Raw genomic sequence first — 13,383 nt, forward strand, 5'->3', positions numbered from 1 at the left:
GGCGCCGCCTTGACGGGCGCCGCTTTCGCGGCCTTGACGGGCGCCGCCTTGGCGGCCTTGGCGGGGGCCGCTTTCACCGCTTTGGCCGGCACCGCTTTGGCCGGTTCCGCCTTGGCCGGCGCCGCCTTCTTCGCGGGCGCCTTCTTCGCGGGCGCCGCCTTCGCGGGTGCCGCTTTCGCCGGGGCCGACTTGCCGGTGGCCTTGGCCGCGACCTTCGCCAGCATGCTGCGGGCGGTCTTGGCGGCGGTGTTCTTCTCGGCCTTGACCGGCGCTGCCGTGGCGGTCGTCGTGGCGGTCTTCCTGGCCGGCCTAGTGGTTGCCTGGCTTGCCTTGGTCGCTGCCACGTACACCCTTTCGGTACTGCGGGCCCCGGTGGGCACGGACGTGCGTCACCGGAAATCGTCGGCTATGGGAAATGTCGGCGGAATCACTGCGATTCTCGCCGCTGTCGTGGCGGCCGCCGTGTTCCATTGTAACGACACCGGCCGGGTGTGCCGCTCAGCCCGTCGGCTGGTCCTGGGCGGCAGCCATCGCCGCGCCCACGATGCCGGCGGTGTTGAGCAGTTCGGCTGCCACCACCGGGGTGCGGTTCTTCAGCAGCGGGATCCACTTGCCCGCCTCCTTGCTGATGCCGCCGCCGGCGATGATCAGGTCGGGCCATATCGCGTTCTCGATGGACACCAGGACCTTGGTCACCTGCTCGGTCCACTTGCGGTAGCTCCAGTCCTTGAGTTCCTTCACCGACGCCGCAGCGCGGTGTTCGGCCTCCTTGCCGTCAACCTCGAGGTGACCGAACTCGGTGTTGGGCAACAACTTTCCGTGATGTATCAGCGCGGACCCGATGCCGGTTCCGAAGGTCAGCAGCAGCACCACACCGTCCTGATTGCGACCGGCGCCGTATCGCTGCTCGGCCAGGCCGGCGGCATCGGCGTCGTTGAGGACGGTGACCCGCTGGCCGCCCAGTGCGGTGCTCATGTCCCGGGCGACGTCACGGCCGATCCAGCTGCTGTCGACATTGGCCGCCGTCTGAACCACGCCGTTGACCACGACACCCGGGTAGGTGACACCCAGCGGACCCGTCCAGTTGAAATGGCGTACCACTTCGGCCACCGTGCTGGTCACCGCCTCGGGGGTGGCCGGTTGCGGGGTTTCCAACCGGAACCGGTCACCCACGAGTTGACCGGTGTCGAGGTCGACGATGGCGCCTTTGACGCCGCTGCCGCCGACGTCCACGCCGAGGGCCTGGGAGTTGGCGGGTTGGGTCGAGGTCATGGGCAGAAGACTAATGCGTCCCAGGCCCCCGGCGTACCGATTGGGGCCCCGATTGTGCTGCGATGGCAACCATGGGCGACAGCGATCCCCCGGGCGCGGAGCCGGGCCCCGAGCAGCTTCGCGGCGTGGCCGAGCAGCTTGTGTGCGAAGCCGCCGAGTTCGTGCGGCGACGGCGCGTCGAGATCTTCGGTGCCGGGGCGGAGGTCGCCGTGCGGACCAAGAGCAGCCCCACCGATCCGGTTACGCTCGCCGATGTCGAGACCGAGCAGTTCGTCCGGCACCGGCTGGCGCGATTGCGGCCCGGTGATCCGGTGCTCGGCGAGGAGGGCGGGGACTCTGCGTCCGGCGGCGACGTCCGGTGGGTGGTGGACCCCATCGACGGCACGGTCAATTTCCTCTACGGCATCCCGGCATACTCGGTCTCACTGGCCGCTCAGGTCGACGGGGTTTCGGTGGCCGGGGCGGTGGCCGACGTTGCGGGCGGCCAGATGTACTCGGCGGCAAGGGGATTCGGCGCGCACATGCTCGAGGCCGGTGTGCGGCGCCGGCTCCGATGCAGCGACGCCGACGATCTTTCGATGACGTTGCTGGGGACCGGCTTCGGCTATGCCCCGGCACGCCGCGCCGCCCAGGCCGCGCTGCTGGCCGAACTGCTGCCCATGGTCCGCGACGTGCGGCGACTCGGATCGGCGGCGCTGGATCTGTGCATGGTGGCCGCCGGCCGACTGGACGCCCACTACGAGCACGGCCTAAACGAGTGGGACTGGGCGGCCGGTGCGCTGATCGCCGCGGAGGCCGGGGCGGTGGTCGTGCTGCCCGGGCCCGGGGACGAGGGCGCCGGTCTGCTGCTGGCGGCTGCGCCCGGCGTGGCCGCACAGCTGATGGCGGCGCTCGACCGGTTGGGCGGGCTGCGACCGCTGCCGTGAGCGGCTCAGCAGGTGGCGCTGTGGATGCGGGTGATCAGCGACGGGTCGGCAGGTTCGGTGGCGCCGGGCCGCAGGCCGGACAACACCGCGGCGATGTCATCGCTGTTGGCCAGGGAGGTCCAGTCGGTTCCGATCACCAGGTCCACGGTGTCATCCGGCCGGTCGTCCTGGTACAGCTCGACGCACGGCGCCACCAGCCAGGCCGCCGCCGCGCCCGCCCGGCCGGACTGGCCGAACCGGATCTGCCCCTGGCAGCTCAGCCGGCTGCCGGCGTATATCGGGTCATTGGCCGCGGTCGGGGCGGCGAAGCCGAGGTCGCGCAGGGTCCCGGACACCTCGCCGGCCTGGCCGCCCTGACCCGAGGCGTTGAGCACCCGGATCTTGGTGTCGGCGAGCTTGGCGGGCGCCACGTCGATCAGAGATGAGCCGGAGACCAGCCGACCGAGCCTGGGAGCGGAGGCGTCGGCCGGGGTCGGTGGGGCGGGGCAGGACGCCGCCTCGCGGACCTCTGCCGGGCGGGTGAGAACGAACGTCCAGGCCAGGGCCGTCAGAACGATGAGGATGGCCAGAGCGGCCAGTCCGGGTCCATACTTGCGCCGAGCGAACGGCTGCCCGTCCTTGCGGGTGGCGGAACCTCGGGTGATGTGAGAGACCACGGGTGAACTGTAGAGGCATCCGACCACGCTGCCGAATCAGTGAATGTGACGTAACTCACACATCAACTGTCGGTGAACGCGGCACGAATCATTTGGCGCAGGCGTTCTGCGCTGATACAAAGCCTTGCTGAGGTACGACGAGGAGACAGGACGGATGGCTGACGGATGGCTACTGACTACGACGCCCCGCGGCGTACCGAGACCGACGAGGTGTCCGAGGACTCGCTCGAGGAACTGACCGCCCGCCGCAACGAGGTGCAGTCGGCCGTCGTCGACGTCGACGAGACGGAGTCCGCCGAGTCCTTCGAGCTTCCCGGCGCCGATCTTTCCGGCGAGGAACTGTCGGTCCGCGTGATCCCCAAGCAGGCCGACGAGTTCACCTGTTCGAGTTGTTTTCTGGTCCATCACCGCAGCCGCCTCGCCAAGGAGGGCAACGGCGAGATGATCTGCACCGACTGCGCGCCGTAGCCGTACCCCGGCCGGTCAGTTCCGCAACGCCGCCAGCACCTGTTCCGGGTGGCGGCTGCTCACCATCCAGTACGGGGTCGGGTCATCGGGGTCGTCCAGGACCACCAGCGCCATCGGTCCCACCCAATTCCGGTGCAGGACGAACGCGGCCGGGTCCAGCTGCCGGCCCAGGGCGGCGGACTTCGCGGTACGGGGCACGACGGCTGACCGGCTGATCACCGACGCGGGCAGATGGGCCTGCCCGGCCCACAGTTCCACCTCGCCGCCGGCGCCCCGCACCGAGATCTCCACCCGGCCGAGCCACAGCAACACGCCGACGGCCACCGTGGCGCACAGGACGTAGGGCAGCCAGTCGGGAAGGTTGCGCACACCCATGTTGACCTCGAAGGCCAACACCGCGGAGAGTCCGATCCCGATCGGCCACCACCACCACGGGACCCATAACCGCTCGCGGTACCGCACCGTTTGTGTAGCGAGCGATCCGGACACCCGGCCAAGGGTAGTCTTTGCGATCGTGTCTTCCAGACTCGCGGTGGTGCGGTTGGACCGCGACCTACCCCTGCCCAGCCGTGCTCACGACGGCGACGCCGGTGTCGATCTCTACAGCGCCGAGGACGTCGAACTCCCACCCGGGCACCGCGCCCTGGTTTCCACCGGGATCGCGGTGGCAATCCCGCAGGGCATGGTCGGCCTGGTGCACCCGCGTTCCGGCTTGGCCGCGCGCCTGGGACTGTCGATCGTCAACGCCCCGGGCACCATCGACGCGGGCTACCGCGGCGAGATCAAAATCTCGCTGATCAACCTCGACCCGGTCACCCCGATCTCGCTCCGGCGCGGAGATCGCATCGCGCAACTGGTCGTCCAGCGGGTCGAGTTGCCCGATTTGGTCGAGGTGACATCCTTCGACGAGGCGGGGTTGGCTGACACCACCCGTGGCCAGGGCGGTCACGGTTCCTCCGGCGGACATGCGAGTTTGTGATGGCATTCGGAAGACGTAAACGAGACCAGGATCAGGATGCGGCCGAAGTGGTCGAGAGCGAAGTCGCCCTGGTCGATGAGGCCGACGGCCCGTTCGACATCGAGGACTTCGACAGCCCCGAACAGGCGGCACTGGCTCGCCTCGACCTCGGCTCGGTGCTGATTCCGATGCCGCCCGGTGGGCAGGTCCAGGTCGAGTTCAACCAGACCGGCCAGCCGACCGCGATCTGGGTGGTGACCTCCAATGGCCGGTTCACCATCGCCGCCTACGCCGCGCCCAAGTCACCCGGCCTGTGGCGCGAGGTGGCCGCCGAGTTGGCGGAGGCGCTGCGCAAAGACGGTGCCGCGGTCTCCATCGAGGACGGGCCGTGGGGCCGCGAGGTGGTCGGCACCGGCGCCGGCGCGGTCCGCTTCATCGGTGTGGACGGTTACCGCTGGATGATCCGGTGCGTGGCCAACGGCATGCCGCAGTCGATGCCGGCATTGGTCGCCGAGGCCCGACAAGCGTTGGCCGACACCGTGATTCGCCGCGGCGACACACCGCTGCCGGTGCGCACCCCGCTTCCGGTGGAGTTGCCCGAGGAACTGGCCGCGCAGTTGCGCGCCGCCGCGGCCCAGCAGGCTCAGCAGCAGATGCTCGCGGCCCAGCAGGCCATGTTCGCCGCCCAGCAGCGCAGCACCATCGCCGGCGGCTGATCGCTCAGTCGATCCGGTCCAGCGCCGCCACCGCGGCGGCCCCGAGCAGGGGCGGATTCGGCCCGAATTCCGCCAGCATCACGGTGCTCAGTGCGGCGCGGGGCGCCCACGCCGCCCAGTCCCGCGCCACCGATGCGGGGTGCAGCGGATCGTCGCCGGCCGCCACCAGCGCCAAGGGTGTCGCCAGTCGGCTCAGCTCCGCGCGCGTCGGAGCCACGCAGGCGGCCGCCTCCTCCATCGACCCGGGCAGCGCAGGCCACTGCCGGCTCCAGGACCGGGCCAGCTCGTCGGCCAGCCAGGCCGGGCTGGACGCCCGCATCGCGGCCGTGGTGGCCGGTAGGCCGTCGCGGCGCAGCGCGGCGGCGGTGTGCCGGGCCGACAGCGCCGCGGGCGCCCCGTCCGGTTCACCGGTCCAGGGCGGCAGGACGGCCAGCACCGCCACCGCGCGGTCGGGATTGTTCAGCGCCCAGCGGGTGGCCAGCAGCGCGCCCAGCGACACACCCCCCACCGCGATCCGGCCGGAGTGACGGGCGGCGTCCTCGACGGCCCGCAGGTAGCCGTCCACCAGCCGGTCCGGCTCGGGCGCCACCGCGATCACGGTCGCGCCGGCGTCCTGCAACGGGCCGGTGAAGGCGCGGCGCAGGTAGTCGTCGTCGGAGCCGGTCCCCGGCAGCAGGACCGTCACCACATCTCGAATGCTGACCGCCACGCCACGATCGTGCCTGTTGACGGGCCGATCCGAATTGCCGGGGTAGGGCTGATGGCGCGGGAGGAGCCAGAGGTCTACCGTGACGGTGGCAGTCCGATCACGCTTCAGGAGAGAGGCCCGGGAAGAGCTATGGCCACCACCGAACCTTTTGTGCGTCGTCTGACCCGCAAACTGACGGCGGACCCCGAGGAGCGCGACGCCGAGGAGTTGACCGTTGCGGTCGCCAGCACCGGGGCGCAGCGGGCCATCGACTGCCAGCGGGGCCAGGAGGTCACCATGGTCGGCACGCTGCGGAGCGTGGAGACCAACGCCAAGGGATGCGCGGCCGGCGTGCGGGCCGAGTTCTTCGACGGCACCGACACCGTGACGCTGGTCTGGCTCGGGCAGCGGCGGATACCCGGTATCGAATGCGGTCGCACCGTCCGGGTGCGCGGCCGGCTGGGCCGGCTCGACAACGGCAGCAAGGCGATCTACAACCCGCACTACGAGATTCAGCGTTGACCTCCGCCGACCCGCCGGAGCGGGAGGCCAAGCCGACTCCCGGCCAGGCGCTGCTGGGCCAGATGGGCGGGATCAGCGGACTGATCTACTCCGCGCTGCCGGTGGCCGTGCTGGTACCGGTGAACACCGCATTCGGGCTGCTACCCGCTCTGCTGGCCGCGCTGGCGGTGGCGGCGGCCATCCTGGTCTGGCGCCTGGCCCGGCGGGACTCCCTTCAACCGGCGCTGGCGGGCTTCCTCGGCGTCGGGGTCAGCGCGCTGATCGCCTGGATCGTCGGGGCGTCCAAAGGGTACTTTCTGCTCGGCATCTGGACATCGCTGATCTGGGCGACGGTGTTCTCGATCTCGGTGCTGATCCGCCGGCCGGTGGTGGGCTACGTCTGGAGTTGGGTCACCGGCCACGACCGCAGTTGGCGTCGCTCCCGCCGTGCGGTGCTGGCCTTCGACGCCGCGACGTTGACCTGGGTGGGAGTGTTCGGCTCGCGTTTCGCCGTGCAGCACCACCTCTACGACGCCGACGAGACGGGCTGGCTGGGGGTCGCCCGAATCGCGATGGGCTGGCCACTGGCCGCTGTCGGCGCCCTGGTGACCTACCTGGCGATCAGGGCCGCGCAGCGGGCGATGCACGCCGACCACGCGGCCGGGCGGCATCGCTGACCGCTAGTGCGGGCCGTCGGTGAGCAGGCTGCGCAGTTCGCCCTCGACGTCGGGGGCGGCCACGAACAGCAGTTCGTCACCGCCCTCCAACGGCTGGTCCGGTTCCGGGAGGATCACCCGCGGACCGCGCAGGATCGTCACCAGGGCGACGTCGCGGGGGAGGCTGAGCTTGCGCACCGGACGGCCGCCCCACGGGGTGTCGTCGGGCAGGGTGATCTCCACCAGGTTGGCGTTGCCCTGGCGGAACTCCAGCAGGCGCACCACGTCGCCCACCGCGAAGGCCTCCTCGACCAGCGAGGCGAGCATGCGGGGGGTGGACACCGCGACGTCGACGCCCCAGGCGTCGTCGAAAAGCCACTCATTGCGCGGGTCGTTGACCCGGGCGATCACCCTGGGCACCGCGAACTCGGTCTTGGCAAGCAGGGAGAGCACCACGTTGGCCTTGTCGTCACCGGTCGCGGCGATCACCACGTCGAACTGCTCGAGGTTCACCGCCTCCAGCAGGCTCAGTTCGCAGGCGTCGCCGTAGATCCACCCCGCGCCGGGGATCGCGTCGACGTCGAAGTGTCCCGGGTTGCGCTCGATGAGGGAGACCTCGTACTGGTTCTCCACCAGTTCGCGGGCGATGGAACGCCCTACTGCGCCGGCCCCGGCGATCGCGACCTTCATTCCCCGACCCCTTCCGCGGGCGGCTGCGCGGCGATGGCCAGCGCTTCGGCGGCGTGGCCGGATATCGCCGCCAGGTACACCTGGTCGCCGGCCTGGATGACGGTTTTCGGTTCGGGTAGCACCCCGGTGCCGAACCGGATCAGAAACGCCACCCGGGCGCCGGTTGCGGCCTCCAGGTCGGTGGCACGCATCCCGGCCCAGCCGTCGTGCAGGCTTGCCCCGCAGACGGCGACGGTCCCGGTCGGGTCGTGCCACTCCGCGGTCTCGGTCTCGGGGGTCAGGGTGTTCAGCAGCCGTTCGGTGGTCCATGGAACGGTGGCGATCGTGGGGATGCCGAGCCGCTCGTAGACCGCCGCGCGTTTGGCGTCGTAGATCCGGGCCACCACACGCTGGACCCCGAACATCTCCCGGGCGACCCGGGCGGAGATGATGTTCGAATTGTCGCCGGAGGACACCGCCGCGAAGGCGTCGGCGTGCTCGATTCCGGCGCGCAGCAGCACTTCCCGGTCGAAACCCATTCCGGTGATCTGCTCGCCGGTGAATTCGGCGGAGAGCCGGTGAAACGCCGCCGGGTCGCGGTCGATGATCGCGGTGTCGTGTCCCAGGCGCGCGAGCGCCTCGACGAGGGAGGAGCCGACCCGGCCGCAGCCCATCACCACAACTCGCACGTGAGTCCTTCCCGGTTCTCGCCGCGCCCGGCCGGCAGCGGGGCTCTGCGGTAAGGGGAACGGTACCGCCACGGCGGGCAAGGCTTACCCTTGGCTCTCGTGTCGAACGTTTCGAAGGGCGTGCGCCGGCTGCTCATCGGGCAGCCCTTCCGCAGCGACAAGCTGAGCCACACGCTCCTGCCCAAGCGCATCGCCCTGCCGGTGTTCGCCTCCGACGCCATGTCGTCGGTCGCCTACGCACCCGAGGAGATCTTCCTGGTGCTCTCCGTCGCGGGGCTGTCGGCCTACGCGATGGCGCCCTGGATCGGGGTCGCCGTCGCCTTCGTGATGCTGGTGGTGGTGGCGTCCTACCGGCAGAACGTGCACGCCTACCCGTCCGGCGGCGGCGACTACGAGGTGGTGACCACCAACCTCGGCCCCAACGCCGGGCTGACGGTGGCCAGCGCCCTGCTGGTCGACTACGTGCTGACCGTCGCGGTGTCGACGGCGGCGGCGATGGCCAACATCGGCTCGGCGGTTCCGTTCATCGCCCAGCACGAGGTCGTGTGCGGGGTGATCGCGATCGCGCTGCTGACGGCGGTCAACCTGCGCGGAATCCGGGAGTCCGGCACCGCGTTCGCCATCCCCACCTACGCGTTCATCGGCGGTATGTTCCTGATGCTGATCTGGGGTTTCATCCAGATCCACGTGCTCGGCCACAACCTGCAGGCCGAGTCGGCCGGTTTCGAACTGCATGCCGAACACGGCGACATCATGGGATTCGCCATGGTCTTCCTGGTGGCGCGGGCGTTCTCGTCCGGCTGTGCGGCGCTGACCGGTGTGGAAGCCATCAGCAACGGCGTCCCGGCCTTCCGCAAACCGAAATCCCGCAACGCCGCCACCACCCTGGCGATGCTCGGCGGACTGGCGGTCGCAATGTTCATGGGCATGATCGTGCTGGCCAACGAGACCGGCGTGAAGATGGCCGAGCGGCCCGAGGAGCAGTTGGGCGGAGCGCCGGCGGGCTACCACCAGAAGACCCTGGTCGCCCAGTTGGCCGACAGCGTTTTCCACGACTTCCCGCTCGGCCTCTACCTGATCACCGGCGTCACCGCGCTGATCCTGGTGCTGGCCGCCAACACCGCGTTCAACGGCTTGCCGGTGCTGGGTGCCATCCTCGCCCAGGACCGCTACCTGCCGCGGCAGTTGCACACCCGCGGCGACCGGCTGGCCTTCTCCAACGGCATCGTGTTCCTGGCGCTGGCCGCGATCGGCCTGTTCGTCGCCTTCGGCGGCGAGGTGACCAAACTCATCCAGCTGTACATCGTCGGGGTGTTCGTGTCGTTCACGCTCAGCCAGATCGGCATGGTGCGGCACTGGACCCGCCTGCTACGCACCGAGGACGACCCTGCCGAACGCCGGCGGATGATGCGCTCCAGGGCGATCAACACCATCGGGCTGATCGCCACCGGCACGGTGCTCGTCATCGTGATGGTGACCAAGTTCCTGGCCGGTGCGTGGATCGCGATCCTGGCGATGGGAACCCTCTTCGTGCTGATGAAGGCGATCAACCGGCACTACGACACCGTGTCCCGGGAGCTCACTCCCGCCGAAGACGAACGGGAGATCATCCTGCCCAGCCGGAACCACGCCGTGGTGCTGGTGTCGAACATGCAGTTGCCCACCCTGCGGGCGCTGGCCTACGCCCGGGCGACCCGCCCCGACGTGCTGGAGGCGCTGACGGTCAACGTCGAAGACGACGAGTGCCGCAAGCTCACCGCCGCGTGGGAGGACAGCGACATCAGCGTCCCGCTGAAGGTCGTCGCCTCGCCCTACCGGGGGTTGACCGGGCCGATCCTCGACTACGTCAAGCGCGTCAGCAAGGAAGCCCCCCGGACCGTGGTCACCGTCTTCATCCCGGAGTACGTCGTGGGGCACTGGTGGGAAGGCGTGCTTCACAACCAGAGCGCCCTGCGGCTCAAGACCCGGCTGCTCTTCATACCCAACGTGATGATGACATCGGTTCCCTGGCAACTGAATTCGTCCAAGCGGGTCCGTCAGGTCGAGGAACAGAACGCGCCCGGAGACGTGCGCCGCGGCTTCACCGAGTGAACGAACTGGTGCTGCGCGCCGGCGATGCCGCCAACGGGGGCAGCTGCGTCGCCCGCGAGGACGGCCGGGTGGTGTTCGTGCGGTACGCGCTGCCGGGGGAACTGGTGCGCGCCCGGGTGACATCACAGCGGGGTGCTTACTGGCACGCCGAGGCCGTCGAGGTGCTCGAGCGCTCCGATGACCGGATCGACCCGCTGTGCCCGGTCGCGGGTCCGGACGGCGCGGGGTGCTGCGATCTGGCCTTCGTCGAACCCGTCGCGGCTGGTGTGATCAAGGGCCGGGTGGTGGCCAATCAGCTTGCCCGCCTTGGCAATCACGAGTGGGACGGGGTGGCCGAACCGATCGGTTCGGGTTCGCCGCTGGGCTGGCGCACCCGGCTGCAACTCGACGTGGGCGCCGACGGCCGGGCCGGCCTGCACCGCTATCACAGCACCGAGTTGGTCACCGACCTGCGCTGCGCGCAGCTTCCGGCCGGCATGGTCGACGGCCTGGACGGGCCGAGGTGGCGGGCCGGGGACCGGCTGCACGTGGTCCTCGACGACGACGGCCACCGGCATGTGCTCGTCACCGGTCCGGGCCGGCGTGAGGTGGTCGAGGGCGAGCCCGAGTCGGTGCAGCGGGTCGGCCGTCGGGTCTGGCGGATCGGCGTCACCGGGTTCTGGCAGTCCCACCGGGCGGCGGCGCAGACCTACACCGACCTGGTGCGGGCGTGGGTCGACGGGCCCGGGGCGCGCCGGGCCTGGGACCTCTACGGCGGGGCGGGGCTGTTCGCGGCCGTGCTGGCCGAGTCGATGGGTCCGCAGGCCCGGGTGCTGACGGTGGACACCGCCAAGTCGGCGTCGGCGTCGGCGCGGGCGGCACTGGCCGACCTTCCCGCCGTGAAGGCGGTCTCCGCCTCGGTGCGCGGGTTCCTGGCCGGGCAGTCCGGTTCGGTCGACGTCGCGGTGCTCGACCCGCCACGCGCCGGCGCCGGCCGCGCGGTCGTCGACCTGCTGGCCGGGGCCGGTGTGCCCCGGATCATCCACATCGGTTGCGAGGCCGCCTCGTTCGCCCGCGACATCGGTCTGTACCGCGGCCACGGGTACCGGGTGGAGACGATCCGCGTCTTCGACGCCTTTCCGCTGACCCACCACGTCGAATGCGTGGCACTGCTCACCCGTCCGGGCCGGGAGGTGGGTCGTGTCCGATCCTGACGCCGCCCGTCCCGATCTCTTCAGCCGCGGTTCGTGGTCGGAGACCAGTCGCATCATCGCCATCCTGCACAAGGAGACGGTGGGCGGAGCCTTCCTGCTGGCCGCCGCCGCGATCGCCCTGATCTGGGCGAACTCGCCGTGGTCGGCGTCGTATCACCGGCTGACCAGTCTGCGGGTCGGCAGCGACGCCTTCGGCCTGCACCTGAATCTGAGCCTGGGGTCGTGGGCCGCCGACGGCCTGCTGGCGATCTTCTTCTTCGTCGTCGGCCTGGAACTCAAGCGGGAGTTCGTCGCCGGCGACCTGCGCGACCCGGCCCGGGCCGCGCTGCCGATCGCCGCCGCGGTGGGCGGGATGATCGTTCCCGCGCTGATCTTCGTCGCCTTCACCGCCGGGGCCGCCGACGGCGCGGTCCGGGGCTGGGCCATCCCGACCGCCACCGACATCGCCTTCGCGGTGGCCGTGCTCGCGGTGCTGGGCACCAGCCTGCCCGGCGCGCTGCGCACCTTCCTGCTGACCCTGGCGGTGGTCGACGACCTGCTGGCGATCACGGTGATCGCGCTGTTCTACACCGCCGAGGTCAACGTGCCGGCCCTGCTGCTGGCGCTGGTCCCGCTGGCGTTGTTCGCCGTGCTGGTGCGACGGCGGGTGCGCTCCCCGTGGGTGCTGATCCCGATCGCGACCGCCACCTGGGCGCTGGTGCACGAGTCCGGGATCCACGCCACCGTCGCCGGCGTGCTGCTGGGCTTCACGGTGCCGGCGGCCCACGGCCTCGCCGAGTATTTCGAGCACCTGGTCCGTCCGGTGTCGGCGGGGTTCGCGGTCCCGGTCTTCGCGTTCTTCGCCGCCGGGGTGACCTTCGGCGGCTATGACGGTTTGGTGACCGCCCTGAGCGACCCGATCGCGATGGGCATCGTCGGCGGACTGGTGGTCGGAAAGGCGGTCGGGGTGTTCGGAACCACCCGCCTGATCGCGGCGGTCACCCGGGCCGAACTGGACTCGTCGTTGCGCTGGATCGACGTCTTCGGGGTCTCGCTGCTGGCCGGCATCGGATTCACCGTGTCCCTGCTGATCGGGGAACTGGCGTACGGATTCGACCCGGCGCGGATGTCCGTGCTGAAGGTCGCGGTGCTCACCGGTTCGCTGCTGGCGGCGCTGCTGGCGGCGGTTGTGCTGCTAATCCGCAACCGGCATTACCGGCAGATCCGCGAACTGGAGACCCGTGACGACGACCGCGACGGAACGCCCGACGTCTATCAGTAGACTGTCCTGATGCTCGAACGGCTCCGTGGCCCCGCTGATCTGCAGGGGCTGTCTCAGGACGAGCTGACCGATCTGGCGACCGAGATTCGCCGGTTCCTGATTCACAAGGTCGCGGCCACCGGCGGTCACCTCGGACCCAACCTCGGTGTCGTCGAACTCACGCTGGCACTGCACCGGGTCTTCGAGTCCCCGCACGACCCGATCATCTTCGACACCGGCCACCAGTCCTACGTGCACAAGATGCTGACCGGCCGCATCGGCGACTTCGACACATTGCGGTCCAGGGGCGGACTGTCCGGTTACCCGTCGCGCGCGGAGAGCGACCACGACTGGGTGGAGTCCAGCCACGCGTCGGCGGCACTGTCCTATGCCGACGGACTGGCCAAGGCCTTCGAGCTGACCGGGCAGCGCAGTCGCCACGTGGTGGCCGTCGTCGGGGACGGGGCCCTCACCGGCGGAATGTGCTGGGAGGCCTTGAACAACATCGCCGGCGCCAAGCGGCCGGTGGTCATCGTCGTCAACGACAACGGCCGCAGCTACGCACCGACCATCGGCGGCCTCGCCGAGCACCTGGCCGGCCTGCGCCTGCAGCCCGCCTATGAGCGGTTACTGGAGCGCGGGCGCGACGCGGTGCGGTCC

16 protein-coding genes and 1 pseudogene are annotated in these 13,383 nt (G+C 70.3%); 10 read left to right on the forward strand and 7 right to left on the reverse strand.

Annotated features, from left to right (window positions below; translation table 11 throughout):
• Together ADBZ5U_RS09520 and ppgK are read right to left on the reverse strand one after the other, a co-directional pair.
• Window positions 1-344: pseudogene (locus ADBZ5U_RS09520) on the reverse strand (RNA polymerase sigma factor); the annotation flags it as partial.
• 154 nt (window positions 345-498) lie between these two features.
• Window positions 499-1,272 carry a polyphosphate--glucose phosphotransferase gene (gene ppgK / locus ADBZ5U_RS09525; protein ID WP_526264745.1) on the reverse strand — a complete coding sequence of 258 codons (774 nt, stop codon included), beginning with the start codon at window positions 1,270-1,272 and terminating at the stop codon, window positions 499-501.
• A 71-nt stretch (window positions 1,273-1,343) separates the two neighbouring features.
• Here ppgK and ADBZ5U_RS09530 point away from each other — a divergent pair, with 71 nt between their 5' ends.
• Window positions 1,344-2,198, forward strand: a complete 855-nt coding sequence (locus ADBZ5U_RS09530; protein WP_526264773.1) for an inositol monophosphatase family protein — start codon at window positions 1,344-1,346, stop codon at window positions 2,196-2,198.
• 5 nt (window positions 2,199-2,203) lie between these two features.
• Here the strand turns inward: ADBZ5U_RS09530 and cei are convergent, their stop codons facing one another.
• Window positions 2,204-2,854, reverse strand: coding sequence for an envelope integrity protein Cei (gene cei / locus ADBZ5U_RS09535; protein WP_526264747.1), 651 nt, complete (start codon window positions 2,852-2,854; stop codon window positions 2,204-2,206).
• Between the two features lie 165 nt (window positions 2,855-3,019).
• Here cei and ADBZ5U_RS09540 point away from each other — a divergent pair, with 165 nt between their 5' ends.
• The gene (locus ADBZ5U_RS09540) at window positions 3,020-3,322 is read left to right on the forward strand and encodes a DUF4193 family protein (protein WP_526264749.1); all 303 of its coding nucleotides are present in this window, start codon (window positions 3,020-3,022) and stop codon (window positions 3,320-3,322) included.
• Window positions 3,323-3,337: 15 nt separating this feature from the next.
• Here the strand turns inward: ADBZ5U_RS09540 and ADBZ5U_RS09545 are convergent, their stop codons facing one another.
• Window positions 3,338-3,811, reverse strand: a complete 474-nt coding sequence (locus ADBZ5U_RS09545; RefSeq protein WP_526264751.1) for a DUF3093 family protein — start codon at window positions 3,809-3,811, stop codon at window positions 3,338-3,340.
• 25 nt (window positions 3,812-3,836) lie between these two features.
• Between ADBZ5U_RS09545 and dut the strand changes: the two genes are divergently transcribed.
• Complete coding sequence (gene dut, locus ADBZ5U_RS09550; protein ID WP_526264753.1) at window positions 3,837-4,301, forward strand: dUTP diphosphatase; 465 nt, start codon at window positions 3,837-3,839, stop codon at window positions 4,299-4,301.
• Window positions 4,301-4,996: a DUF3710 domain-containing protein gene (locus tag ADBZ5U_RS09555; RefSeq protein ID WP_526264755.1), complete on the forward strand. Its 696-nt coding sequence runs from the start codon at window positions 4,301-4,303 to the stop codon at window positions 4,994-4,996. The genes dut and ADBZ5U_RS09555 overlap by 1 nt, the downstream gene beginning before the upstream one ends.
• A 4-nt stretch (window positions 4,997-5,000) precedes the next feature.
• On the opposite strand, the gene ADBZ5U_RS09560 is transcribed toward ADBZ5U_RS09555, so the two are convergent.
• A complete protein-coding gene (locus ADBZ5U_RS09560) occupies window positions 5,001-5,705 on the reverse strand; it encodes an alpha/beta fold hydrolase (protein WP_526264757.1) in 705 nt (234 codons plus the stop codon).
• A 129-nt stretch (window positions 5,706-5,834) separates the two neighbouring features.
• On the opposite strand from ADBZ5U_RS09560, the gene ADBZ5U_RS09565 reads away from it, so the two are divergent.
• Complete coding sequence (locus ADBZ5U_RS09565) at window positions 5,835-6,206, forward strand: OB-fold nucleic acid binding domain-containing protein (RefSeq protein ID WP_526264759.1); 372 nt, start codon at window positions 5,835-5,837, stop codon at window positions 6,204-6,206.
• A gap of 62 nt (window positions 6,207-6,268) precedes the next feature.
• Complete coding sequence (locus tag ADBZ5U_RS09570; RefSeq protein WP_526264775.1) at window positions 6,269-6,862, forward strand: DUF3159 domain-containing protein; 594 nt, start codon at window positions 6,269-6,271, stop codon at window positions 6,860-6,862.
• 3 nt (window positions 6,863-6,865) lie between these two features.
• On the opposite strand, the gene ADBZ5U_RS09575 is transcribed toward ADBZ5U_RS09570, so the two are convergent.
• Together ADBZ5U_RS09575 and ADBZ5U_RS09580 are read right to left on the reverse strand one after the other, a co-directional pair.
• Window positions 6,866-7,531 carry a potassium channel family protein gene (locus tag ADBZ5U_RS09575; protein ID WP_526264761.1) on the reverse strand — a complete coding sequence of 222 codons (666 nt, stop codon included), beginning with the start codon at window positions 7,529-7,531 and terminating at the stop codon, window positions 6,866-6,868.
• Window positions 7,528-8,199 carry a potassium channel family protein gene (locus tag ADBZ5U_RS09580; protein ID WP_526264763.1) on the reverse strand — a complete coding sequence of 224 codons (672 nt, stop codon included), beginning with the start codon at window positions 8,197-8,199 and terminating at the stop codon, window positions 7,528-7,530. Before ADBZ5U_RS09580 ends, ADBZ5U_RS09575 begins: the two co-directional genes overlap by 4 nt.
• A gap of 99 nt (window positions 8,200-8,298) precedes the next feature.
• Here ADBZ5U_RS09580 and ADBZ5U_RS09585 point away from each other — a divergent pair, with 99 nt between their 5' ends.
• From ADBZ5U_RS09585 to ADBZ5U_RS09600, 4 genes are all read left to right on the forward strand, one after another.
• Window positions 8,299-10,290 (forward strand): amino acid permease, encoded by a 1,992-nt coding sequence (locus tag ADBZ5U_RS09585; protein WP_526264765.1) that lies wholly within the window; start codon window positions 8,299-8,301, stop codon window positions 10,288-10,290.
• Window positions 10,287-11,483, forward strand: coding sequence for a class I SAM-dependent RNA methyltransferase (locus tag ADBZ5U_RS09590; RefSeq protein WP_526264767.1), 1,197 nt, complete (start codon window positions 10,287-10,289; stop codon window positions 11,481-11,483). The genes ADBZ5U_RS09585 and ADBZ5U_RS09590 overlap by 4 nt, the downstream gene beginning before the upstream one ends.
• Window positions 11,470-12,744, forward strand: a complete 1,275-nt coding sequence (gene nhaA / locus ADBZ5U_RS09595) for a Na+/H+ antiporter NhaA (protein WP_526264769.1) — start codon at window positions 11,470-11,472, stop codon at window positions 12,742-12,744. Before ADBZ5U_RS09590 ends, nhaA begins: the two co-directional genes overlap by 14 nt.
• Window positions 12,745-12,753: 9 nt before the next feature.
• Window positions 12,754-13,383: 1-deoxy-D-xylulose-5-phosphate synthase N-terminal domain-containing protein (locus ADBZ5U_RS09600; RefSeq protein WP_526264771.1), on the forward strand; the 630-nt coding region annotated here is incomplete at its 3' end.

It is taken from the genome of Mycobacterium sp. (genome assembly GCF_040398885.1).
Classification (GTDB): Bacteria; Actinomycetota; Actinomycetes; order Mycobacteriales; family Mycobacteriaceae; genus Mycobacterium.